Source organism: Pseudomonas sp. TNT2022 ID642 (assembly GCF_028656995.1).
Lineage (GTDB): Bacteria > Pseudomonadota > Gammaproteobacteria > Pseudomonadales > Pseudomonadaceae > Aquipseudomonas.
On record NZ_JAMDGW010000021.1, the window covers coordinates 28,417 to 51,438 of the forward strand.

Sequence of the window (23,022 nt, forward strand, 5' to 3'; positions counted from 1 at the left end):
TCATAGTGGCACTGTGCAATTAAAGAAACGCCAGCCCAAGCCGAATTGCTGACATCCACCCCGTCTACACTGTGGGGCCAACCAGTCAGGGAGCACCCCATGAGCTTCGGCAAAACCACCCCGATCCTGCGGATTTTCGATGAAGCCAAAGCTGTCGAGTTCTACGTCGATTTTCTGGGTTTCAAGATCGACTGGCAGCATCGTTTCGAGGCGAATTTTCCGTTGTATCTGCAGGTGTCTCGCGGCGAGTGCGTGCTGCATTTGTCCGAGCATCATGGCGATGCGTGCCCGGGTTCGGCGCTGCGTATCGAGACCGATGAGCTGGAGGCGTTTCAGCAGCAGTTGGTGGCCAAGGATTACAAGTTTTCGCACCCGGGGATTCAGGCGATGCCTTGGGGGAGTCAGGACATGACGATCGTTGATCCGTTTGGCAATCGGTTGGTGTTTACCAATGCGATCAGCCTCTGAAGCGAAAAGCCCCTCACCCTAACCCTCTCCCAGAGGGAGAGGGGACTGACCGAGGTGTCTGGCGCTAGACATCGACCTGAAAGATCTGCAGCGATTAAGGATTCACGGCAGCACTTTCAGGTCGGTGTATGTAGCGAACATCTCACGGTAGGCCCCTCACCCTAGCCCTCTCCCAGAGGGAGAGGGGACCGATGCGGGGAGGCTTGAGAGATACACCGACCGGAACCTGCTCGGTCGAATCCATAATCGACTCGGTCATTCAGGTCGATGTATAGCGCCAGACGCCTCGGTCGGCTCCCTCTCCCCCGGGGAGAGGGCTGGGGTGAGGGGAAAATGGCACACCGCAAAAAGAAGCCCGCCACTCAACCATCACAGTTGGGGTCGCGGGCTTTTTCGTTAGTCGGTCGGCACTAACCTGTCCAACACGCGATTGACGGCCATTTCCGCCACCATCACCACTTGCGCAATACCCTGCAAAGTCTTGCGGTGTGTGCCTTCAACCTGCGCGGCATGGTTGTTGAGCATGACCGTCGCCGAACCCAGGGTTTCGCTGGCGTCGGCCAGCAGGGATTCGGTGTTGGTTTCGGGGTTGGCCATGTACAGCGTGTTGGGGGAGTAGGGCGTGGCCATGAGGTCGGCGTTCGTCGGACCGAGATAATGGTCGAGCGCGCGCTCGGCGGCTTCGTGGAATTTCTTCGAATCAGCGGATTCGTAGGGGGAGGCCGGGTCGGTGACCGGCGGATTTGGCGTTATCTTGAACATAGCTGTGTTCCCTTTGTTGAGCGGCAACCCTTTGGCTACTAAACGAAAGGGTGGCAGCTGTACGCAGGTTAGTAGACCGGGGAACTCAGCTAAGCCGGCGCGCCGAAGCGCCCTGCGTACAGCCACCGTCAAGCTCAGGTACGCGAGTACCTGTGATGAATGTACGACCAGCAGAATTACCGCCGGGCTACTAAACCCGATCACTGGGAATCAGTGACGCAATCAAGTTACGCAGCATGCTCCTGGCGCACAAGCCGGCGGATTCTGGCTTAGGCGTAGGTTACGGCGCAAGGATTTGTGGGCGGTTTCGCGTAACGCTGAGTGTCTTTAAACACCTGTGGTGCGGGATGTTTATTGCGCTCAAGTATCGAAGATTTGCCTGTAGGAATTGTTGGCTGCCACTGACGCCATCGCTGGCAAGCCAGCTCCCACAGGTTTATGTGCAAGTAATAGATTTTGTGGACGACTCGGACACTGTGGGAACTGGCTTGCCAGCGAAGAGGCCCGAACATTCACCCTCGATGCATCTGCCGAAACTCACCCGGCGGCATCCCCCGCCGACTCTTGAACGTGCGATGAAACGACCTCGGTTCGGTAAACCCCAGATACTGCGCAATGTCCTGAATCGGCAGCGTGCTGTTAAGCAAATAATGCTCAGCCAGCTCCTGACGCAAATCATCGAGAATCTGCTGATACGACGTCCCTGCCTGATGCAACTGCCGCTGCAATGTGCGCACTGAAACGGCGAGCTGCTCGGCGACCTGCTCCTTGCGCGGCAAACCCTCCTTGAGCAACTGCCGCAGGATGTTCTTCACCTGCTGCTCAAGCGACGCATCCTCCAGCGTCGCCATCAATCCCAACGCATGTTCTTCCAGCGTCCGCAGCAACTGCGCATCCGCCTGACGCAACGGCAACTGCAAATACGCCAACGGCACGACCAGCGCCGAATACGGCTGATCGAACGACACCGGGCAATCGAAAAACGCTTCGTACTGCGCCGGCGTCGCCTCCGCCGGGCATGAATGTTCCAGCCAGACCCCGGCTGGCGACATCTGCGTATCGGCGATCCAGCGTGCATATTGCAGCCACGAACCGAGGACGTTTTCCACCAAGTGCCGACGAATCCGTGGGCGCTGATAGCGGCAGGTCCAGATCAGATGCACATGGCCGTCCTGCACCTCGGCGCGGCTGACGCCCATGTCGCCGACCAGTTTTTCGAACGGCATGATCCGGCTCATCGCATCGCCCAGCGTCGCGCAGTTCATGGTGATGTAACCGAGCACGCTCCACGAATTGGGCAGGACGAAATTCGCCGCGTTGAGGCCGAACAGCGGATCGTCCGAGTGTTCGCAGAAATAATCCAGCAAGCGTTCATGCGCCTCACCGGGCAAACGCAGGGTGTTGTCGCTCAACTGCTGCGCCTGCAAACCCGCTGCCGCCAACGCAGGCTCGATGGCCATGCCCAGGTGTTCGGCATGGCGCAGGTACTTGAGCAGCGGCGGAACCGAGGTGAAGCCAAGCGATTGCATGATCCCATTCCTTTGATCAATGGCGGCGGAGGCGGACGAATAGCCTGAAAGGTAATTTGAAACCCCGACTAAAGTAAATGGCTGACGCTTGCGCGACGTTTGACTCAATTGGCTACACGAACTGGCCGGATGCGACCGTGACACTTTGCGGCCGCTGGCTAGTATGGAGGCCTGAAATATCACTGATCCGACGGTTAGAAGGACACACGCATGCGACGCTGGAACGGCTGGGGAGAGGCAAGCACGGTGGTCGAACTGCCGGCCCAGGGCGCGGAGTTTCTTCATGAGCGACTGGGCGAGGGGCGCGCGCTGCCCGATGCTTCGCTCGAAACAGCATTGGCCCGCGTGCCTGCATCGCGATTGCAAGCACATACCTTGTACAGCGTCGATGCCAATGACCGCTTGCTGCATGCGCGGGGCCAGAGCCTGCCGGACTGGCTGGCGTTGCGTGAAGGTGCGCTGGGCAATTATCCCGATGCGGTGGCGTTCCCCGAGACCGCTGAACATATTCGCCAGTTGCTGGCGCTGGCTCACGAACAGGACTTGTGCCTGATCCCCTATGGCGGCGGCACATCGGTGGCCGGGCACATCAATCCACCGGATTCGGCGCGGCCAGTGGTGACGGTTTCGCTGGCGCGGATGAATCGGCTGATCGACCTCGACGAACAAAGCCTGCTGGCGACGTTTGGTCCCGGTGCGAGTGGGCCGCAGGTGGAAAGTCAGCTGCGGGCGCGGGGCTACACCCTGGGGCATTTCCCGCAGTCGTGGGAGTTGTCGACGCTGGGCGGTTGGGTGGCCAGCCGTTCGAGCGGTCAGCAGTCGTTGCGCTATGGCCGGATCGAGCAATTGTTTGCGGGCGGAACCTTGGAAACCTTTGCCGGGCCTTTGGAAATTCCAACTTTCCCGGCCTCTGCCGCCGGGCCCGATCTGCGCGAAGTGGTGCTCGGTTGCGAGGGCCGTTTCGGGATCATTTCCGAGGTCAAAGTGCGGATCAGCGCAGTGCCTGCTGATGAGCGTTTCTACGGCGTGTTTCTACCCGACTGGCCGCAAGCGCTAAGGGCGATCCGTCAATTGGCCCAGGCACGCGTGCCGCTGTCGATGCTGCGCCTGTCCAACGCCGTGGAAACCGAAACGCAACTGGCGCTGGCCGGTCATCCGCAACAAATCGCCTGGCTGGAAAAGTACCTGAAGCTAAGGGGGGCGGCAGAGGGTAAATGCCTGCTGACCTTCGGCGTCACCGGCAATCGCCGACAAAATGCATTGTCGCTGACGCAGGCGCGGCAGCATCTGAAGGCCTTCGGCGGCGTATTCACCGGCACCTTGCTCGGCAAGAAATGGGCGCAGAACCGCTTCCGTTTCCCCTACCTGCGCGAGAACCTGTGGAACGCCGGTTACGTGGTCGACACCCTCGAAACCGCCACCGACTGGAGCAATGTCGACAACCTGCTAAACCTCATCGAAAGCAGCCTGCGCGACGCCCTGGCTGCAGAAGGCGAGCGCGTGCATGTATTCACCCACCTGTCCCACGTCTACGGCGAAGGTTCGAGCATCTACACCACCTACGTGTTTCGCCCAGCGGCGGATTACCCGGCGACGCTGGCGCGCTGGAAAGCACTCAAACACGCGGCCAGCCAAACCATCGTCGACAACCACGGCACCATCAGTCACCAGCATGGCGTCGGCAAGGATCACGCGCCGTACCTGTTGCGTGAGAAGGGTGCGCTGGCGATGGACACTCTGCAGGCGCTGAGCAAACACTTCGATCCGGCCGGGCGCCTCAACCCCGGCACGCTGCTGCCGGAATGACGGCCATGAGTCAGGATTGGAACGCCGCATGGCGCCAGCAGATTCTGCCGGCGCTGGCCGAGGAAACCTGGGATCTGATCGTCATCGGCGGCGGCATCAGCGGCGCCGGAATCCTGCGCGAAGCTGCGCGTCGAGGCTGGCGCTGCCTGTTGCTTGAGCAACGTGATTTCGCTTGGGGCACCTCAAGTCGATCATCGAAAATGGTCCATGGTGGTTTGCGTTACATCGCCAAGGGCCAGTGGCGCCTGACCCGTGATTCGGTGCGCGAACGTCAGCGCTTGCTCGACGAAGCGCCGGGGCTGGTCGAGCCGATGAGTTTCCTGATGCCGCACTATCGCGGCGGCTTTCCCGGGCCTCGTGTACTGGGCGGTTTGCTGAGCGTGTACGACGCCTTGGCGGGACGGCGCAGCCATCGCTTTCATGATGCGCAACAACTGCGTTATCTGGCGCCGGGCGTGAAGGAAAACCACTTGCTCGGCGGCACCAGTTTTGTCGATGCGCTGACCGATGATGCGCGGCTGGTGATGCGTGTGTTGAGCGAGGCGCGGGCCGAGGGTGCGGTCGTGGTCAATGGCGTGCGTGTCGAACATCTGCTGCGTGAGAACGGGCGGGTGTGTGGCGTTCAGGTCGAGGATTGCGAGGCCGGTTCGTCACTGCAATTGCGCTGCGGTGTGCTCGCTGTGGCGACTGGCGCCTGGGCTGAACGCTTGCGGCCGACTGAGGCACCACGGCAATTGCGGCCACTGCGTGGCAGCCATTTGTTGCTGCCGGGTTGGCGTTTGCCGGTGGCGCAGGCATTCACTTTTCTGCATGAGCGTGATCGGCGTCCGGTGTTTGTTTTTCCGTGGGAGGGCGCGACGGTGGTCGGCACTACAGACCTCGATCATCGCGAGGATCTGGATCAGAGCGCGAGCATCAGTGCTGCTGAACTCGACTATCTGCTGGCCGCCTGCACGCAACAATTTCCCGGCGCAGAAGTGACGGCGAATGATGTGCTGTCGACATGGTCCGGCGTGCGTCCGGTGGTGGGCAGCGCGGGTGCGCATCAAGACAAACCGTCGAACGAAACCCGCGAGCATGTGCTGTGGCAGGAACCCGGTTGCGTGACACTGGCCGGCGGCAAACTGACCACGTTTCGCCCGCAAGCCATCGAAGTGCTCAAGGCCTGCGCGAGCATGCTGGGTCGCGCCTTTGTCGATGACGCCGCCCCCGTGTTCGCCGCTGTTCCTGTGCAGGCGATTCCTGAGTTGAGCAGCCAACAGTGGCGACGTCTGGCAGGACGGCATGGCCGAAACCTGCCAAGGCTGGCGCTACTGATCAAAGAAATCGGGCACGCCACGGTCGGCCCCACGGACACCTTGTGGGCAGAACTTGCCTACGCCTGCGAAGCGGAAATGATCTTGCACCTCGACGATCTGCTCCTGCGCCGCACGCGTCTCGGTCTGCTGTTACCGCGCGGTGGCGAAGAGTATTTCGCCGCCATTCGCCAACTCTGCCAGCCACGACTGGCCTGGAGCGACGAACACTGGCAGCAGGAAGAACAGCGTTATCGGGCGTTGTGGCAACGCCATCACGGTTTGCCGGATGCCACGCCTTGATGCCCCTTGAAGAGAGCTCCATGGATAACCACCCGAACAAGCGTTACCTGCTGGCCATCGACAACGGCACCCAGAGCGTGCGCGCGCTCCTCTTCGATCTACAGGGCAATCTGCTTGGCAAAGGCAAGGTCGAGTTGCAGGCGTATTACTCGACGCAACCGGGTTGGGCTGAGCAGGATCCGGAGTATTACTGGGCGAAACTCGGCGAGGCGTGTCAGCAGGTCTGGCAGCAAACGGGGATTGATCGCTCGCAGATTGCCGGCGTTTCCCTGACCACGCAGCGCGGCACGGTGATCAACGTCGATGCCGAGGGCAAACCCTTGCGCCCGGCGATTCTGTGGCTCGATCAGCGTCAGAGCGAAGTCGAGGGCGGGATCAAAGGACCGTGGGGCTGGTTGTTCAAACTGGTCGGCGCGCAAGGCACCGTGGATTACTTTCGCGCCCAGGCTGAGGCTAACTGGATAGCAAAACATCAGCCTGACGTGTGGGCGGCGACCGACAAGTTTTTACTGCTCTCGGGGTTTCTCACGCATCGACTGTGCGGACGTTTTGTCGACTCGGTGGGTTGCTGCGTCGGCTATCTGCCGTTCGACTTCAAACGCCTGAAATGGGCCGCGCCGAGTGACTGGAAATGGCAGGCGCTGGCGGTGCGTCCCGAGCAATTGCCGAGCTTGCAAAAACCCGGTGAAACCCTTGGCTACATCACCGCTGAAGCCGCTCGCCACACCGGCATTCCCGAAGGTTTGCCGTTGATTGCGGCGGGCGCTGACAAGGCTTGCGAAGTGGTCGGTGCCGGCGTGGTCGATGCGAATACGGTGTGCCTGTCTTACGGCACCACGGCGACGATCACCAGCACCCGCTCGCGCTATCTGGAAATTGTCCCGTTGATCCCGCCGTACCCCTCGGCAGTGCCGGATCAGTACAACTGCGAGGTGATGATTTATCGCGGTTACTGGATGGTCAGCTGGTTCAAGAACGAGTTCGGCCTGCGCGAGATGCAGCAGGCGAAAGAGCAGGGCATCGAGCCTGAGCAGTTGTTCGATGCACTGGTTGAGGCGGTGCCGCCCGGCTCGATGGGTTTGATGCTGCAACCGTACTGGTCGCCGGGGATTCGTGAGCCGGGTGTCGAGGCCAAAGGCGCGATGATCGGCTTCGGCGATGTGCACACCCGCGCGCATATTTACCGGGCGATTCTGGAAGGATTGGCGTATGCGTTGCGCCAGGGCTTGGAGAATATCGAGCGGCGTTCGAAGGTCTCGATCAAGCGGTTGCGCGTGGCCGGTGGTGGTTCGCAGAGTGATGCGGCGATGCAGCTGACGGCGAATATTTTCGGCCTGCCGGCGGAGCGTCCGCATGTGTATGAGGCGTCGGGTCTGGGGGCGGCGATTTGTTGTGCGGTGGGGTTGGGATTGCATGCGGATTTCCCCACGGCGATCGCGGCAATGACCCGGGTGGGCGCGGTTTTCACCCCGCAGCCCGAGGCTCAGAAAATCTATGAGCAACTGTACAAAGAGGTCTACCTGCGCATGTACCGCCAGCTGAAACCGCTGTATCAAAGCATCCGCAAAATCACCGGTTACCCCGCTTAGCAGACCACCACAAATCCCCTGTAGGAGCTGCCGAAGGCTGCGATCTTTTGATCTTGTTTTTTAAGATCAAAGTCAAAAGATCGCAGCCTTCGGCAGCTCCTACAGGGACCGTATTGCGATTCGATGTGGCGCCATCGGAGACTTTTTCTGGTGAGATCGGACAGTGTCAGCGGCGGGGTCGGTTGTTAGGCTCATCCCCCTCGGCACCGCCAATAAGAACGAAAAGCAATGAAGCTGACCTTCCTCCTGTTGCTGCTTTGTGCAACGGCCCCGAGCGCCTGGGGCTGGTCGAACCATACGGTGGGCAGCTATCTGGCGTTGCAGGATCTGCCGGCGTTGCGTGATGCACCGCAGGTTGAAGTCGAGCCACTGGAGCGGTTTCTCACCGAGCAATACCCGGCCGTGTTGGCGCTGTTGGAGCAGCAGGAAAGCTTCGCCCGCGAGCACTTCGCGCAATACCCGCCACGCCCCGATAACCTGAAATTGCCAGCGGTGCCCAGTGACAATCTGCGCCACGACTTTCTCACGGCACTGCGCATCAATCCCGAGATTCATCTGGCGATGGTCATCCAGCCATTGCCCGGCAAAGACCTGCCCGAACGTGAGCATCTGCAGGCCAATCAAGTCATGGTCGAGCAAACCCTTTCGCCGTGGAATCGACAACGCTTCATCGTTGTCGCCGAGCACGAAAAAGTCGCGCCTCTTGCGGTGCTCGCCAGCGCCGCCGACGAGCCGGATTACGGTCACGACATCAACTTGTTCAGCGACAACCCTGGCAACGTCGGCGCGCTCTACAGTTTCGGCCCGCAACCGTTCGGCGATGCGCGTTTCCAGTACAGCTCGCAAGCGCCGTTCCACATGGGCTTCTTCCATGAAAGCGCGGTGGTGTATGCCGCTGCCGGTTTCCTCGAGCGCAGTTGGCCGGACTGGCGCGCGTATCAATACATGGGCCTGGCGCGATTGGCGTTTGCCAGCGGTCATCCGTATTGGGGTTATCGCTTTCTCGGCTGGGGCCTGCACCACATTCAGGACCTGACCCAGCCGTATCACGCCAAGCCGTTGCCCGGCGTCGACCTTGCCAGTCTTCTGTTGCTGGAAGGCAAGGCAATCGCCGGTTTCGCCGAGGACAAACAGGCCTCGATCGAGCGCGTCGCCACGCGGCACATGGAAGTCGAGAAGTACCAATCGACCTGGCTGCGCCGATTGCTGCGCGCCGGCCAGCCGCATCCGATGCTTGCTGCCTACGTCGATGTGGCTCAGGACAAAAGCTACCCGCCGTACTCGGTCGACTACCTGCGCGAAGTGGTCAGTGCCGAGTCGGTCAACGATTCCGCAGCGTTCGACGAGGCCATCGGCCAGTGGCTGGAAACCGCGCCGGTCAGCAGTGATTTCAGCAGCGGTAATCAGCTGCATCGAGAAGATTTCGACCATCCGGCACTCAACCAGCAACTGTTCAAGTTACTGGGGCATTTCGGCTCGCACAGCCGAATCTACGTCAGCGCGGGATTGGTGCCCTAGCCATCGCGGCAGGACAACAAAACAATAAAAAACAGGGAAGGAGGAACACATGATCAACTCTCGATTGCGCCTGACGGGCGCCGCGCTCCCCGGTGTCGGCCTGGCAGGGCTGCTGCAGTTGTGCGCAGTCGATGCGGCGCACGCGGTGGAGTTCAGCCTGATGGACAAGCAGGTCACCGGCTCCCTCGACACGACCTTGTCCTACGGTCGCTTATGGCGGGTGCAGGGCCGCGACAAGACTAACGATGACGTCAACACCAACGACGGCAATCGCAACTTCGATACCGGGCTGGTTTCCGAGGTATACAAGATCACCTCCGAGCTTGAAGCCAACTATCAGAATTACGGTTTGTTTGTGCGCGGCACTGCGTTCTACGACACGCAACTGATGGACAAGCGCAACGACTACTACGACAACAACAGCCCGTCGCAACCGAGCCAGAGCTACCCGCAGGACGATCATTTCACCAGTCAGACTCGCGACATCGCCGGCAGCCGCATCGAGATGCTCGACGCCTATGTGCATGGCAGTTGGGACGTTGCGCAGATGCCGGTGACGGCACGCGTCGGTCGGCAGGTGTTCAACTGGGGCGAGGGGATTTTCTATCGCGGCGGGATCAACACCACCAACCCGGTGGACGCCGCCAAGTACCGCTTGCCCGGCGCCGAAGTGAAGGAAGTGCTGGTGCCGGTCGAGGCGCTGAGTTTCAACATCGGCCTGACCGACTCGCTGACGATGGAGAGTTTCTACCAGACCAACTGGAAGGAAACCCGCATTGATCCGGTCGGCACCTTCTACTCGCAAACCGACTTGTTCGCTGACGGTGGCAACACCGGTTACAACAACTTCAGCGGCACCGCGCTTGATACGCCAGTGCCTGGGTTTGGCAACGTCATCGGTTTGTACAGTGCACTGGGCAACAACCCGTTGCTGAACTCCGCCCTGCAAACCACAGGTCTGTACGCCAACGGCGTGACCCCGGCGTATGGCAATACGCTGAAAGTGGCGAGCATCGGCAAGGACTACAACGCGCGCAACGATGGCCAGTTCGGCTTTGCTTTTCGCTACATCGCCGAACAGCTCAACAGCACCGAGTTTGGCTTGTACATGGTCAATTACCACGCCAAGGAACCGACCATCGCTGCCGATCTGGGCGGGTACAAAGGCATCGACATGGATGCGCTGACCAACCTGTTGTCCGGTGTCGCTGGCAGTCAGGCCGGGGCGCTGGCCAATGGGTTGGCGACGGCGGATGTGATGGGCAATATCCAGGCGCATCGGCGTTACGCCGAAGATATTCGCATGTACGGCTTCAGCTTCAACACCACGCTGGGTGAGGCGTCGGTGTTCGGTGAAATCGCTTATCGGCCGAACTTGCCGATCGGCGTTGCGGCCACCAATGATCTGATCGGTGACCTGGCCAACGGCGCAGCGGCAGCGGTGACCGGCAAGTCGATCAACGTCGGCGGGCAGATGGTGACGCTCGACAGCCAGATCAATAACGCCGAACGTGTCGAAGCGTTCAACACCTCGCTGGGGACCATCTACAACTTCGGCCCCACGGCTTCGTTCGACTCGCTGTTCGGTATCTTCGAACTGGCCTCGGAGCACCTGCGCGGCAGCAGCCTGCAATACACCGGGTATGACGGAAGCCGTCGCTACTATGCCGGCACCGGTAACTATTCCTATGTGTCGGGCGGTGATCGCGACGATCAGGTCAGTCGCAATTCCTACAGCTACACGGCGATGCTCAACGGCACCTGGAACGATGTGTATGCCGGGGTCAACGTCTCGCCGTACATCGTCTACAAGGACGATTTCGAGGGCAACAGCTATCAGGCCGGCAACACCATCGAAGGGCGCAAGGCCTACACGCTGGGGATCAAGGCCAACTACCAGAACAAGCTCGAAGCCGAACTGCAATACACCGAGTTCTATGGCGGCGGGCAGAACAACGGCATCCGCGACCGCGACAACGTCGGGTTCAACCTCAAGTATTTCCTTTGATTGCCCAGAACAAAACTTGCGGTACCCCGTCCCCCTGTGGGAGCGGGCTTGCCCGCGATGACGGCAGCACATTCGACATCAATGGTGGCTGACCCACCGCAATCGCTGGCAAGCCAGCTCCCACAGGTTTTTGTACTTTGGAGAAGATCATGGTTCGCACTACAAGATTGACCAAAGCTTCGCTAGGGCTTGTTTTAGGCCTTGCCGCCAGCACCGCACTGGCCGCCATCACCCCGCAACAAGCCGAACAACTGAAAACCACCCTGACTCCGATGGGCGCCGAGCGCGCGGGTAACGCCGCCGGCACTATTCCCGCGTGGACTGGCGGCATCACCCAGGCGCCGGCCGGCTACAAACCCGGCCAGCATCACCCCGATCCATACGCGGCCGACAAACCGCTGTTCACCATCACCAAAGCCAACCTCGACCAGTACAAAGCCCACCTCAGCCCCGGTCAGATCGCCCTGTTCAACAGCTACCCCGACACCTTCCAGATGCCGATCTACCCGTCCCGCCGCTCCGGTTCGGCACCGCAGTGGCTGTACGACAACACCCTGAAAAACGCCACCTCAGCCAAGTTGCTCGAAGGCGGCAGCGGCTTCTCCGATGCCTACGGCGGCGTGCCGTTCCCGGTGCCCAAGGACGGCGTTGAAGTGCTGTGGAACCACATCACCCGCTACCGCGGCATCTACGTCGTGCGCCGTGCTTCCGAAGCACCGGTACAACGCAACGGCAGCTTCGCGTTGGTGACCTCGCAGCAGGAAGCCCTGTTCAACTACTACCGCCCGAACGGCCAGTTCGCCGACCTGAAGAACATCCTGTTCTACTACCTCGCCTTCGTGAAAAGCCCGGCACGGCTGGCCGGCGGTGCCGCACTGGTGCACGAAACCCTCGATCAGCTCAAGGACGCACGCCAGGCCTGGATCTACGACGCCGGCCAACGTCGCGTGCGCCGTGCACCGAACCTCGCCTACGACACGCCGATCGCATCCTCCGATGGCCTGCGCACCGCCGACGACACCGACCTGTTCAACGGCTCACCGGATCGCTACGAGTGGAAGCTCAAGGGCAAACAGGAAATCTACATCCCCTACAACAACTACAAAGTCGCCAGCCCCGACGTGAAATACGCGCAACTGCTCACCCCCGGCCACCTCAACCCGCAATACACCCGCTATGAACTGCACCGGGTCTGGGTGGTGGAAGGCAACCTGAAGCCGGGCTCGCGGCATATCTATTCCAAGCGCGTGCTGTTTCTCGATGAAGACAGCTGGGGCGCCGCGCTGGTTGATCAATACGACGGGCGCGGGGAGTTGTGGCGGGGGTCGATGGCCTATCTGAAAAACTTCTATGACCTGCCGACCACGTGGAGTGCGCTGGATGTTTTCCACGATTTGCAGGCGCGTCGTTACTACGTGCAGAACCTTGATAACGAAGAGGCGGAGACTGTCGATTTCGCGCAGCCGGTGCCGGAGGATGCTTACTTTATGCCGTCGGCGTTGCGGCAGCGGGGCACTCGTTAAGCGGGATACCGTTCGTAAAGTCGCCGAGGTTTGATAGTTGAAGATGTGCTAGCCTGCAATCAGTGATTTCATTGATTGCAGGGGGCGTCGTGGCCAGCATTACAATTCGAAACCTTGATGAAAAGCTCAAGGAACAGCTGCGCATCACCGCGGCTCACAATGGGCATTCCATGGAGGAAGAAGCTCGACTCATTTTAGGCAGGGCTCTGACGACGGTTGACCGTGCCGGTGGTCTCGGCAGCCGAATCCGCAACAGATTCAGTGCTGTCGGCGGAATAGACCTCGATTTGCCGGAGCGTTCAGAGAAAGCCATTGCGGTGGATTTCTCTGAATGATAGTGCTTGATACCAACGTTCTATCAGAGTTCATGCGAATCGAGCCTGAGACCCGGGTGCTCGCCTGGGTTGATGCACAGCCTGCGATGGAACTGGCTGTGAGTGCCGTGACCGTGGCAGAAATACTCCACGGCATCGCACGGCTGCCTTCCGGTAAGCGCAAACAGAAACTTGAGGCTCATGCCATGGCGATGTTCGAAGAGGACTTCGCCGGGCGCATTTTTCCGTTCGATGCTCATGCCGCTGTCGAATACGCAACGCTGGTCGCTGAGTGCGAGTCAAAGGGCCGCGCGGCTTCGATGGCTGATGCGCAAATTGCTGCTATCTGCCGAACGCATGGTGTTCCCATAGCCACCCGTAACGTGAAGGATTTTCAGTTCAGTGGTGTCGAGGTGATTAATCCTTGGCAGAGCTGAGTCACTTCATAGTTAACAAAATCATAAGAAAAAGGTGGTCGCATGAAGCGTAAAAAGGTTGAAGCCAGCAGGCTGGACTCCTTCATGGTTGATGATTTTCCCGTTCTTGACTGTCTAGCGAACCCGATAAAAAACGACGATGACTTGCAAGTGCGAATGGCCCTGATTGATGAGCTTTATTCCCACGCGAACACCGAGGATCATGCTGCGGCACGGTTTGCGGAGTTTGTGGCTGATCGGGTTTATGAGTACGAAAATGAAACGGTGTTGATTGCTTATTCGTCCCAATCTGAAGCGCTGGCGTTTCTGCTGTCGGAAAGAGGCGTTAAACAGAAGGACTTGTCTGAGATCGCAACTCAGAGTGCTGTTTCAGAGATATTGAATAACAAGCGAAAAATGACCGTTGCTCAGATAAAGGGATTCGCCGAGTTCTTTAAAGTGCCAGTCGAGTTTTTTATGCACGGTGTGGTTTGACGCTAAGCGGTGAAAGGCCTGACGCAGTCGCGGGCAAGCCCGCTCCCACAGGTCATGAGTCGAACACAATATCTGTGAACGACCGAAAAACCTGTGGGAGCGGGCTTGCCCGCGATTGGTTTTTTGCTTCAACGCTGTACGAAGATCAAACGCGGAAGTGGCTGACCATCTGCTGCAACTGACCTCCCAAACGCGCCAGTTCAACACTCGACGCCGCCGTCTCATCACTCGCCGCTGCGGTCTGTTCCGACACGTCGCGTACGTTGATGATGCTGCGGCTGATCTCTTCAGCCACGGCGCTCTGCTGTTCGGCAGCAGCAGCGATCTGCTGGTTCATCGACTGGATGTTCGACACCGTGCGGGTGATGTTTTCCAGCGACGCACCGGCCTTGCGCGTCAGGGCGACGCTGCTGTCGGTCAGGGCGCGGCTGTTGCTCATCACCGCCGAAACCTGCTGGGTACCGTTCTGCAGACCGGCGACCAGGCCTTCGATTTCTTCGGTGGATTTCTGCGTACGCTGAGCCAGGCCACGAACCTCATCGGCAACCACGGCAAAACCACGACCGGCCTCACCGGCGCGCGCGGCTTCGATCGCAGCGTTGAGGGCCAGCAGGTTGGTCTGTTCGGCCACGGCTTTGATCACGTCCATGACGCTGCCGATCTTGTCGCTTTCCTGTTGCAGCACACTCATGGCTTCGGTGGAACGCACCACTTCGCTGGCCAGACGCTCGATCTGCGCGATGGCTTCGTTGACCACTTTGTCGCCCTCACGGGCTTCGCCGTCAGCGGCGGCAGCGGCTTGCGAGGCTTCTTCGGCGTTGCGCGCGACTTCCTGCACGGTGGCAGTCATCTCGTGCATCGCGGTGGCAACCTGATCGGTTTCGACCTTCTGGCTGTTCACGCCGGCGCTGGTCTGCTCGGTAACGGCCGACAGTTCTTCGGCGGCGCTGGCGATCTGGGTGACGCCGTCGCGGATGCCGCTGATCAAGTCGCGCAAGGTCACGCCCATGCGTGCGATGCCTTGTTGCAGCACGCCAAGTTCGTCACGGCGGGTGACGGTGACGTTCTGGGTCAGGTCGCCGCTGGCGATGCGCTCGACCACGGCCAGGGTTTCTTGCAGCGGACGGGTGATCTGACGGGTGATGATTACCGCAGCAATCACGCCGACCAACAGCGCCAGCAGGGTGCTGATCAACTGGAAGGTGCGCGCCTGGGCACTTTCGATGTCGCGACGGTCGAGCTGGATCTGATACAGCTGCTCGCTCGTGGTAACGATGGCGGCGCCCTGATCGGTCATTTCCTTACGGGCCTGCACCGCGTCGGTGTTGGCGTTTTTATACGCCATCAACGCGCTGCGATAGTTGACCAGTGCGGTTTCCAGCTGACGCAGGGCGTCTTGCTGAGAGTCAGCGAAATGCACGTTCAGTTGCTTGAGGCTGGCAATGGCGGCGTCAATCTGGCCGATGGCTTTCTGCTCGGTTTCGGCATTGGTGGTGGCGGTGTAGCCGCGCACTTCGTAGCGCGCGAGGATGAACGCTTCCTTGGCGGCGGTGATCGCCTGGAACTGCTCGAAACGCTGCTCGCTCATGTCCATCTGCTGGACGCGTTTGCTGATCGATTCGATCTGGTTGTACGCGGTCTCGGCACTCACGCTCATGGAATCGCGCGCACTGTTGCCGGTGCGGTAGGCGTTGCGCATTTTGTTCAGCGAGGTCTGGTATTCAGCGATGGTCGCTGCCTGCTCCTTGAGCAGTTTGACGTTTTCCGGGCTCTTGAAGCTGTTGATCAGCTTCTGTTGCTGCGCGGCGAAGCTTTCGAGGGTGGTCTGCACATTCTGCGCGGCGGTTTCATCGCCATTGGTCAGCATGTATTGCAGGCGCACCACACGCAGTTTGGTCAGGCCGGCGTTGAGCTGGGTGATGTCGCTCATCCAGTTGCTGCGGTCGATCAGGCCACCGAGGCTGGTCCAGCCTGTCAGGGCCAGCACGCAGGTCAGGGCCAGCACCAGGCCGAAGCCCAGGCCCAATTTCATGTTCACGCTGATGTTGCCGAACCAGCTATTCATCAAAAATCCTCCAGAAACGTTGGGTTTCTTGTCGTCGGTTAGGCTGGAAGATTGTTGTTTTTTTGAGCCAGCAAGGGTGTTAGCAGGTTTGTATCGGCCGCATTTCCCAGAGCTGAAAGGATTTTGTCCTACGGAATTTGTAACATCGGATCCCAAGACTTTTTTCACGTGGGTTTCACTGGCTGCCCACGCGCGCCTCTGTACCTTCGCCGCATCGAATGAACCCGTGATGCAGAGTGGCGAGGCGGTTTTTGTGGAATTGAGACTGAGTCTGTTCGGCGTCAAACGCTCGATCGATCTGAGCTTTTTGGCGCGTTTTCGCAACACTTGGGTGGTGTTGGCGGCATCGGTGTTGGTGATCCCCCTGACCCTGTGGTTACTGGCGCCGGCGGCGGTGCCGGATCTGGCCCACGGCAATGTCGCCGGTGCGCAAGCGTTGGCGGCGGGATGGGCCAAGGGCGAGATAATTGTGCTGGTGCGTCATGTCGAGCGCTGCGATCACTCCAAAGCCGCGTGCCTGAGTGGCAACGACGGCATCACCGATCGCTCACGCAGTGTCGCGGTGGCGGTCGGTGCAAGGTTCGAACAACTGGGCTTAAACAACGCCGACATCTATAACAGCCCATCGATGCGCACGGTGCAGACCGCCGGTTACATGTTCAACCATGCCGCCAGCGGTGACGACTGGTTGATCAACTGCCGGGGCCGCATGTTGCAGGACGCGTTGGCCCACAAGGTTCCCGGTCGCAACCTGGTACTGGTGACCCACAGCGAATGCATGGCGCAAATCGAGAAAGACCTCAAAGTTTCGGCCTCGGACATGGGTTACGGCTCGTCATTGTTTGTTTCCGCTGCCAGCCCGGCGGCTCCCAAGATGCTCGGCTTTATTGAAGCCTCCGACTGGCGCACGGTGACCACCCGATGAAATCCCGTTTCTACTTTTATAACTTCGGCATTCCGCTCGCCTGTGCGGCGCTGGTGTTCCTGATGTTCGACATGACCAGAATCGACATCGCCTTCAGCAACCTGCTGTTCGATCCGCTGACCCAGACCTTCCCGCTCGACAAAATCCACTTCTTTGAAAAGCTCACTCACAAATGGGCGCGGATCATTCCCAACTGGACGGCGGAAATCGCCCTGATCGGCGCGCTGCTATCGGTGGTCTGGCCATTGGTCAATCCGCAGAAACGTCCGCGCCTCGGCGCAATGCTGGAACGTAGCAAAGTCGCGCCAGTGCTGCGATTTACCGCTGATCATCGTAGGGATTTTCTATTTGTGGTGGTCGCGTTTGCGGTCTGCACCGGGGTGATTCACTTCCTCAAATCCCACACCAGCGTTTACTGCCCGATCGAGACCACGCTGTACGGCGGGAAAATGGCCCACATCGAGTGGTACAGCAACTTTCAACTGTTACATGAGGCCGGTAGTGGCCGTTGCTGGCCGGGTGGTCATGCCTCGGGCGGTTTCACCATGCTGGCGCTGTATTTCGTGGCGCGACGCTATCAATGGCGTTTTTCCAGTGCAATCTTGTGGGGCTCGCTGCTGCTGGGATTCGTTTACGGCACTACTCGTGTCCTGCAGGGCTGGCACTACATGTCCCACACTTTCTGGGCCGGAATCTTCGTCTGGCTGGCGTGTTTACTGACGGCGCTGGCCTTCTACGGACGCGCGCGGCTGGATGTGCCGGTGCTGGGCAAGCGCAAACAGAAAGCTTTCAGTGCGCAGCCTGAGGTCTCTCTCTGAACCCGTTCAGATGAAATGAAAACCCGCCATCACGGCGGGTTTTTTTATGGGCCTGCGCAGGCCTCAATAGCCGACGAAGTAATACGCCTGGCGCCCGACCATCATGGTTTTGAGCACTTTCAGTGGGGGCGCGGGTTCGCTGTCGCCGGCCATCACCACGACATGCGAGGGCGAGGCCGTGAGGAAATCCCGCAACTGCGCGTCGGTATCCAGGCCTTTGAGTACTTGCTGGGTATAGAAGACCGTAGCGCCACCGACCCGCTCGTTGGCCTGAAACAGCGCAACTTGATGGCCAGCGGTTTGCAGCGTCTGAATCTCTGCACTCAACGGCAGGAACGAAAGTTTTTTATCGGCATGAGGCAGTGCCCACTGCGCGGCCGCGAGGTAACTGCCGATCACCAGCGTGAGCATACCCATTGCCAATGTCTGACGGTGACGGGCGATTCGGCTTACGAATCCATTGCCTGATTCGTACTGTTTCAAGCGCTCAAACAGCACGCCCGCATACTCTGCCGCGATCACCGCAGCGGCTGGCGTCATCGACATCAGATACACCGTGCGCTTGCTCGACGCCAATGTCAGCGTGATGAACTGCGCAATGATCCACAGGCTGAAAAACAACAGGTAACGGTTGACCTTCAGTTGTTTGCGGAAATGCCAGAGTCCCAGGTACACCAGAATGTTCCACGGCAGGAAGGCTTCCGGCAGCTTGGCGAGGTAGTAGTAGAACGGTTCGTAGTGCCCGGCCTCGACGAACGAACCGCTGAAGCGTCCGACGCTGTTGGTCAGCAGCACTTCTTTGACCGCTTGTGCGCCGCCGTGCTGGTAGAGGATGACGAGCCAGATCAGCAGCGGAATCAAACCGACCAGGGTCAGTAGACCCGGTCGCAACCAGTCAGCGATTTTCAGCCGTTTGTCCATCAGGTTGTCAGCCAGCAGGTAAGCAAAAATCACCACCCCCGGCATGGCCAGCCCCAGCACACCTTTGCTCAATGTGGCGATGGCGATCCCGACTACAAACAGCAGCGAGTTGCCGAGCGTCGGTGCCCGCTGCGCCTGGAAGAAGGCGAGCAACGCCGTGGTTACGCCGAGTGCGAGCAGCGCGTCTTCGCCGACGCCGCGCACATTGCTCCAGTAACTGGCCATGGTCGCGAGCAGAATGCCTGCGGTCCAGGCAATCATTTTCGGCCGCTCGAAACGCCGCAACATGCCATACAGCAGCATCACGCTGAGTAAACCGGCCACCGCCGACGCCAGTCGCACCGCCCACGGTGAAACGCCGAACACGCGCATCGCGCCAGCGTCCAGCCAAAGGCTCAGCGGTGGTTTTTCCAGAAACGGTTCACCAAACAGCCGAGGCGTCACCCAGTCGTTATCAAGGTGCATCTCCATGGCGATCCCGGCCACGCGGGCCTCGGTGGAGCCTTGCAATTGATGGCCGCCCAAGGCGAAGAAAAACAGCAGGGCGGCAAGCAGAAACAGCGAAGTGGCGGCACGCGACATGGCTTTCAGGCAACCGGAAGGGGCGGGAGTCTGAGCATACGGCGGCAATCCTGAATAAATTGTGAAGCTCAGGCCAGTCGTCGCGACCAACGCTGGTCCGGCGTTTCGAACAGCGGATTGACCAGCGCCGTCAGCACATGATCCTGCCAGCGCCCGGCAATGTTCAGATATGCCTTGGCGTAACCCTCGCGTTCGAAGCCCAACCGCTCAAGCAAGCGCTCACTGCGCTCGTTGCCGGGAATGTAGTTGGCCATGATCCGGTGCAGGTTCTGGCTGTCGAACATGTAACCGATGCCAGCCTCCAGCGCTTCCTGCATCAAGCCCTGACCCTGTTGGGCCTCATCGATGTGATAGCCCAGATAACACGCCTGAAACGCTCCGCGACTGATGCCGCTGAAATTGCACGCGCCGATCATCTGCTGGCCGTCCGGCGTCAGTAGCGCGAAATGCATGGCCAGCCCGGCCTCGAACGCGCTGGCCTGTATTTCAAGACGTCGGCGAATCTGCTCGGTGGCAAAGTACTCAGTCGTGCGGATTGGCGACCATGGCGCGAGGTGGCGCTGGTTGCGTCGGTAGAAATCACTTTCAAGTTCGGCCTGATCCGGAGCGAGTATCGCCAGCGTCAGGCGTTGGCAGGGCAGGGTCAACAGCGGCATCGGAAGCTCCGGAGTGGGGGATCTTCCGGCAGAGTCGCGCAATCAGCGGGGTCACGGCAAGTCGTGGCGAAGAAGGGGCTTTGTTTCAGGCAAAAAAAAGCCCGCAGGAGCGCGGGCGAACCGTAGTTTCTTGAATGAGCGAACGGACTTTACAAGGGTTGGCCACGCAGCAGCAGTGAAGAAAAATTCATCTCGATGGGCGGCTCCAACCGTGTCTGATGCGTCAATAAACGTGCGCAGACTTTACTCGTCAATGGCAGGTTTCAGGCCTGGATGTGGGTGGCGCGTCCTGCGGATCGAGATTGTCCCGTGCCCGACAGACCAGGATCTCGGCCAGTGCGCTCAGTTGCTTCATGGCCACCGCCACATGGCGTTTCGAACCGTCGAACTCATCGGCAAAGTTTGCGCTGATGGCCGTCAGGGAATCGAGGATTTCGCTGGCGTGGGTGAGCAGGGTCAGCGTGTCGACATCTTCCCGTACCCTGATGAGCTGATTGAGCGGCACACTACGCCGCCGCTTCGACGCCTCGCTGCGTGCGCGGGTGTTCGACTGGAGTTGGGTGCTGGACGCTGGCGCATCGGAAGGTGCCGAGCCAACCAGCGAAAGTCGGGTGATTTTCTTCATGACGTAGCTCCGTGGAGTGAACATTCACTGCAATTGCATCTGCCAAGTCGTCCATTGGATGGCAGTGGTCGAGGAGGGTAACGCCCTGGGGATCTGCTCACCAGTTCATCAAAGTCGACGCGTGTTGCAGGAATTTTCCTAGGACGCTCGATGTGGGAAGGAGGACGTGGCGATAAAGCGCCTTCGGGATTTATCCGCTGGCTTGAGTCCGGTGACGGAGCTCAATATTCCGCCACCTTTTCTTCGCGCAAAACCCACCCGGCTTCGCCCGCCATCAACGTGTATTGAACCTGGCGCATCTTCCCCGTGCGGCCTGCACCTGCGTCAGCGCTGTCGTACACCGGGAAACGCTGCACCAAGGTGTTTTCCACCACTGCAAACGAATCCTCGCCCTGATAGCCCTCGGCGATTTTCGGATTGTCGCTGACCGGCGGCAGGTAGATTTCGCTCAGGGATTTCTTGTTGTTGGCCGAATAGGCGATCAGCTCTCCCGGCATGCCGCGTCCGGGAACGCGGGTGAAGATGTAGATTTCGGGCGAACCGTCGTTGTTCAGGTCTGCAATTTCGGCGCGGACGATATCGCCCTTGAGCGGGCGGGTGATCGCGCTGTTATCGATTTCCAGGCCCTTGGGTTCAATGCGCAAAACGGATTGGCCATCGACCTGTTCACGGCTGACGTGAAAGCGGATGCCCTGCAATTCCAGTGTCTGTTCGAATGGCTTTGTCTGAGCCGCATCGGCGCCGGCGAGCCTCAGAGACAACGCATAGTTGGCGACTTCATTGCGCCGTGCCGCATTGCGCATGAGGTACACCTGAACGGTGTACTCCCCATCGGAAGGCAGTGAGCCAGAAAAGTGATTGCCCATGATCGAGCCGTTGAACAGCGCGTAATCCGCGCCCTTGGTGGTGATGTTGAAGTAGGCGGAGGTGTTGGACGGTTTGAAATCGACGGTGAGCATCTGGCCGGCCCTTCCTTTGAATCTGTACTCCGCCGTTTGGTCCCCCTTGATCGACTGTTTGCGCTCGACACTGTCCGTACTGGTTGTGAAAGCGATAGGCTCGACGCGCACAGCGCCATTATCTGCTGCGTGAACAGGCAGGGAAATCAGTGCAGCCAGTGTGGCGGCGATCCAGATCTTCATCTTCAACTCCATGCATCTCGATGTTCGCAGCATAGAGGCTGCGTCGAGGCAGCGCCCTGGATTGCGCGGATTAAATGTTGCTGGATTTGAGTGTGTGCTTGAAGGGGGAGCCAACGTTGGATGTTCGATCCTTAAGGGAAAACTGTTCACACAATTCTCACCTGAGTTTTGCCATGATTGTTGCCGGTATTTCATCGGCCCGAGCGAGTGTTCCCGTCATGAATGTGAGCGTTCTCTACGCTTTGGTTGCGGCAGCATTGTTTGGCGCCAGTACGCCACTCGCCAAGCTGTTGGGGGTACAGATTTCACCGATTCTATTGGCCGGGTTGCTCTATCTGGGCAGCGGTCTAGGTCTGACCGTCCTGCGTTTTGCCCGCGATCGAGGTTGGCAGCGTTCCGGACTCGGAGCTGGCGAATGGCCGTGGCTGGTCGGTGCCATCGGCTTCGGCGGTGTGCTGGCGCCGGTAGCATTGATGTTCGGTTTGACCAGAACGTCCGGCGCGAGCGCGTCACTGATGCTCAATCTGGAATCAGTGCTCACGGCGCTGCTGGCGTGGGTAGTGTTCAAGGAAAATGCTGATCGACGAATCGTGATCGGTATGCTCGCCATCGTGGCCGGCGGTGTCGTGTTGTCCTGGCCGCAGGAGGCCGTGTCGGCGCAAGACTGGACAGGGCCGCTGGCCGTCGCCTTTGCCTGTTTTTGCTGGGCCATCGACAACAACCTGACGCGTAAGGTCTCTGCCTCGGATGCACTGTTTATCGCGGGCAGCAAAGGTCTTGTGGCGGGGTTGGTCAACTGCGGTCTGGCCTTGTTCATCGGCAAACAACTGCCCGCAGCCGCCTCGCTGGTGCCCATTCTGCTGGTCGGGTTTATCGGTTACGGCGTCAGCCTGGTGATGTTCGTCCTCGCCCTGCGCGGGCTGGGCAGTGCGCGCACCGGCGCGTACTTTTCCACCGCGCCGTTTCTGGGCGCCGCTATCTCGATTCTGCTACTGGGCGAGTCGGTATCGCTGATGTTCCTGGTCGCTGCAGCGTTAATGGCCGTGGGGGTATGGATTCACCTGATGGAAAACCATACTCATGAGCATCAGCACGAACGGCTCGAGCACGATCATCGTCATACACACGACGAACATCACCAGCATATTCACAAGTTTGACTGGGATGGAACGGAGCCGCACAGCCATCCGCATGTGCATACGCCGATGCGTCACCGGCATGCGCATTTTCCGGATGTGCATCATCGGCATGAGCATTGATTG

The 23,022-nt window shown here is 59.5% G+C and carries 20 protein-coding genes and 1 pseudogene; 13 read left to right on the forward strand and 8 right to left on the reverse strand.

The window, feature by feature from the left end:
* The first annotated feature begins 99 nt into the window (after positions 1-99).
* On the forward strand, positions 100-468 hold the full coding sequence (locus tag M5G26_RS21610) for a glyoxalase superfamily protein (RefSeq protein ID WP_034154383.1): 369 nt from the start codon (positions 100-102) through the stop codon (positions 466-468).
* A 396-nt stretch (positions 469-864) separates the two neighbouring features.
* Here M5G26_RS21610 and M5G26_RS21615 read toward each other — a convergent pair whose 3' ends face one another.
* Together M5G26_RS21615 and gliR are read right to left on the reverse strand one after the other, a co-directional pair.
* The gene (locus M5G26_RS21615; RefSeq protein WP_273916433.1) at positions 865-1,230 is read right to left on the reverse strand and encodes a DUF6124 family protein; all 366 of its coding nucleotides are present in this window, start codon (positions 1,228-1,230) and stop codon (positions 865-867) included.
* A gap of 512 nt (positions 1,231-1,742) precedes the next feature.
* A complete protein-coding gene (gene gliR, locus M5G26_RS21620; protein WP_273916434.1) occupies positions 1,743-2,759 on the reverse strand; it encodes an AraC family transcriptional regulator GliR in 1,017 nt (338 codons plus the stop codon).
* Between the two features lie 210 nt (positions 2,760-2,969).
* On the opposite strand from gliR, the gene M5G26_RS21625 reads away from it, so the two are divergent.
* The 9 genes from M5G26_RS21625 (at position 2,970) to M5G26_RS21665 (ending at position 14,026) form a co-directional block, all read left to right on the forward strand.
* On the forward strand, positions 2,970-4,565 hold the full coding sequence (locus M5G26_RS21625; protein ID WP_273916435.1) for an FAD-binding oxidoreductase: 1,596 nt from the start codon (positions 2,970-2,972) through the stop codon (positions 4,563-4,565).
* Between the two features lie 5 nt (positions 4,566-4,570).
* Positions 4,571-6,163 (forward strand): glycerol-3-phosphate dehydrogenase/oxidase, encoded by a 1,593-nt coding sequence (locus tag M5G26_RS21630; protein WP_273916436.1) that lies wholly within the window; start codon positions 4,571-4,573, stop codon positions 6,161-6,163.
* Positions 6,164-6,183: 20 nt separating this feature from the next.
* Positions 6,184-7,752 (forward strand): FGGY-family carbohydrate kinase, encoded by a 1,569-nt coding sequence (locus M5G26_RS21635; RefSeq protein WP_273916437.1) that lies wholly within the window; start codon positions 6,184-6,186, stop codon positions 7,750-7,752.
* A 228-nt stretch (positions 7,753-7,980) separates the two neighbouring features.
* Positions 7,981-9,270 carry a phospholipase gene (locus M5G26_RS21640; RefSeq protein WP_273916438.1) on the forward strand — a complete coding sequence of 430 codons (1,290 nt, stop codon included), beginning with the start codon at positions 7,981-7,983 and terminating at the stop codon, positions 9,268-9,270.
* A gap of 49 nt (positions 9,271-9,319) precedes the next feature.
* The gene (locus M5G26_RS21645; RefSeq protein WP_273916439.1) at positions 9,320-11,278 is read left to right on the forward strand and encodes a DUF1302 domain-containing protein; all 1,959 of its coding nucleotides are present in this window, start codon (positions 9,320-9,322) and stop codon (positions 11,276-11,278) included.
* A 149-nt stretch (positions 11,279-11,427) separates the two neighbouring features.
* Entirely contained in the window at positions 11,428-12,801 is a 1,374-nt protein-coding gene (locus M5G26_RS21650) for a DUF1329 domain-containing protein (protein ID WP_273916440.1), read from the forward strand.
* 89 nt (positions 12,802-12,890) lie between these two features.
* Complete coding sequence (locus M5G26_RS21655) at positions 12,891-13,136, forward strand: FitA-like ribbon-helix-helix domain-containing protein (protein ID WP_134174469.1); 246 nt, start codon at positions 12,891-12,893, stop codon at positions 13,134-13,136.
* On the forward strand, positions 13,133-13,552 hold the full coding sequence (locus M5G26_RS21660; protein WP_034154392.1) for a type II toxin-antitoxin system VapC family toxin: 420 nt from the start codon (positions 13,133-13,135) through the stop codon (positions 13,550-13,552). Before M5G26_RS21655 ends, M5G26_RS21660 begins: the two co-directional genes overlap by 4 nt.
* Before the next feature lie 42 nt (positions 13,553-13,594).
* Positions 13,595-14,026: a helix-turn-helix domain-containing protein gene (locus M5G26_RS21665; RefSeq protein WP_273916441.1), complete on the forward strand. Its 432-nt coding sequence runs from the start codon at positions 13,595-13,597 to the stop codon at positions 14,024-14,026.
* 145 nt (positions 14,027-14,171) lie between these two features.
* On the opposite strand, the gene M5G26_RS29585 is transcribed toward M5G26_RS21665, so the two are convergent.
* Both M5G26_RS29585 and M5G26_RS29590 read right to left on the reverse strand, forming a co-directional pair.
* Positions 14,172-15,035, reverse strand: a complete 864-nt coding sequence (locus M5G26_RS29585; RefSeq protein ID WP_371748303.1) for a methyl-accepting chemotaxis protein — start codon at positions 15,033-15,035, stop codon at positions 14,172-14,174.
* Positions 15,030-16,091: pseudogene (locus M5G26_RS29590) on the reverse strand (methyl-accepting chemotaxis protein); the annotation flags it as partial. The gene M5G26_RS29585 and the pseudogene M5G26_RS29590, both read right to left, overlap by 6 nt.
* A gap of 253 nt (positions 16,092-16,344) precedes the next feature.
* Here M5G26_RS29590 and M5G26_RS21675 point away from each other — a divergent pair.
* Together M5G26_RS21675 and M5G26_RS21680 are read left to right on the forward strand one after the other, a co-directional pair.
* The gene (locus M5G26_RS21675; RefSeq protein ID WP_273916442.1) at positions 16,345-17,016 is read left to right on the forward strand and encodes a histidine phosphatase family protein; all 672 of its coding nucleotides are present in this window, start codon (positions 16,345-16,347) and stop codon (positions 17,014-17,016) included.
* A complete protein-coding gene (locus M5G26_RS21680; protein ID WP_273916443.1) occupies positions 17,013-17,834 on the forward strand; it encodes a phosphatase PAP2 family protein in 822 nt (273 codons plus the stop codon). The genes M5G26_RS21675 and M5G26_RS21680 overlap by 4 nt, the downstream gene beginning before the upstream one ends.
* Positions 17,835-17,897: 63 nt before the next feature.
* Here the strand turns inward: M5G26_RS21680 and M5G26_RS21685 are convergent, their stop codons facing one another.
* The 4 genes from M5G26_RS21685 to M5G26_RS21700 form a co-directional block, all read right to left on the reverse strand.
* On the reverse strand, positions 17,898-19,337 hold the full coding sequence (locus tag M5G26_RS21685; protein ID WP_273916444.1) for an ArnT family glycosyltransferase: 1,440 nt from the start codon (positions 19,335-19,337) through the stop codon (positions 17,898-17,900).
* A 68-nt stretch (positions 19,338-19,405) separates the two neighbouring features.
* Positions 19,406-19,993 carry a ribosomal protein S5-alanine N-acetyltransferase gene (gene rimJ, locus M5G26_RS21690; protein ID WP_273916445.1) on the reverse strand — a complete coding sequence of 196 codons (588 nt, stop codon included), beginning with the start codon at positions 19,991-19,993 and terminating at the stop codon, positions 19,406-19,408.
* Between the two features lie 250 nt (positions 19,994-20,243).
* Positions 20,244-20,618 (reverse strand): DUF6124 family protein, encoded by a 375-nt coding sequence (locus M5G26_RS21695; RefSeq protein WP_273916446.1) that lies wholly within the window; start codon positions 20,616-20,618, stop codon positions 20,244-20,246.
* A 221-nt stretch (positions 20,619-20,839) separates the two neighbouring features.
* Positions 20,840-21,910 (reverse strand): hypothetical protein, encoded by a 1,071-nt coding sequence (locus M5G26_RS21700; RefSeq protein ID WP_273916447.1) that lies wholly within the window; start codon positions 21,908-21,910, stop codon positions 20,840-20,842.
* Between the two features lie 68 nt (positions 21,911-21,978).
* On the opposite strand from M5G26_RS21700, the gene M5G26_RS21705 reads away from it, so the two are divergent.
* Entirely contained in the window at positions 21,979-23,019 is a 1,041-nt protein-coding gene (locus M5G26_RS21705; RefSeq protein ID WP_273916448.1) for a DMT family transporter, read from the forward strand.
* Positions 23,020-23,022: the final 3 nt, after the last annotated feature.

What these genes read in the sequence shown, in the direction of transcription:
- M5G26_RS21610 (WP_034154383.1), top strand. Translation starts at nt 100, where the DNA reads ATGAGCTTCGGCAAAACCACCCCGATCCTGCGGATTTTCGATGAAGCC.
- M5G26_RS21615 (WP_273916433.1), bottom strand. Translation starts at nt 1,230, where the DNA reads ATGTTCAAGATAACGCCAAATCCGCCGGTCACCGACCCGGCCTCCCCC.
- gliR (WP_273916434.1), bottom strand. Translation starts at nt 2,759, where the DNA reads ATGCAATCGCTTGGCTTCACCTCGGTTCCGCCGCTGCTCAAGTACCTG.
- M5G26_RS21625 (WP_273916435.1), top strand. Translation starts at nt 2,970, where the DNA reads ATGCGACGCTGGAACGGCTGGGGAGAGGCAAGCACGGTGGTCGAACTG.
- M5G26_RS21630 (WP_273916436.1), top strand. Translation starts at nt 4,571, where the DNA reads ATGAGTCAGGATTGGAACGCCGCATGGCGCCAGCAGATTCTGCCGGCG.
- M5G26_RS21635 (WP_273916437.1), top strand. Translation starts at nt 6,184, where the DNA reads ATGGATAACCACCCGAACAAGCGTTACCTGCTGGCCATCGACAACGGC.
- M5G26_RS21640 (WP_273916438.1), top strand. Translation starts at nt 7,981, where the DNA reads ATGAAGCTGACCTTCCTCCTGTTGCTGCTTTGTGCAACGGCCCCGAGC.
- M5G26_RS21645 (WP_273916439.1), top strand. Translation starts at nt 9,320, where the DNA reads ATGATCAACTCTCGATTGCGCCTGACGGGCGCCGCGCTCCCCGGTGTC.
- M5G26_RS21650 (WP_273916440.1), top strand. Translation starts at nt 11,428, where the DNA reads ATGGTTCGCACTACAAGATTGACCAAAGCTTCGCTAGGGCTTGTTTTA.
- M5G26_RS21660 (WP_034154392.1), top strand. Translation starts at nt 13,133, where the DNA reads ATGATAGTGCTTGATACCAACGTTCTATCAGAGTTCATGCGAATCGAG.
- M5G26_RS21665 (WP_273916441.1), top strand. Translation starts at nt 13,595, where the DNA reads ATGAAGCGTAAAAAGGTTGAAGCCAGCAGGCTGGACTCCTTCATGGTT.
- M5G26_RS29585 (WP_371748303.1), bottom strand. Translation starts at nt 15,035, where the DNA reads ATGGGCGTGACCTTGCGCGACTTGATCAGCGGCATCCGCGACGGCGTC.
- M5G26_RS21680 (WP_273916443.1), top strand. Translation starts at nt 17,013, where the DNA reads ATGAAATCCCGTTTCTACTTTTATAACTTCGGCATTCCGCTCGCCTGT.
- M5G26_RS21685 (WP_273916444.1), bottom strand. Translation starts at nt 19,337, where the DNA reads ATGTCGCGTGCCGCCACTTCGCTGTTTCTGCTTGCCGCCCTGCTGTTT.
- rimJ (WP_273916445.1), bottom strand. Translation starts at nt 19,993, where the DNA reads ATGCCGCTGTTGACCCTGCCCTGCCAACGCCTGACGCTGGCGATACTC.
- M5G26_RS21695 (WP_273916446.1), bottom strand. Translation starts at nt 20,618, where the DNA reads ATGAAGAAAATCACCCGACTTTCGCTGGTTGGCTCGGCACCTTCCGAT.
- M5G26_RS21705 (WP_273916448.1), top strand. Translation starts at nt 21,979, where the DNA reads ATGAATGTGAGCGTTCTCTACGCTTTGGTTGCGGCAGCATTGTTTGGC.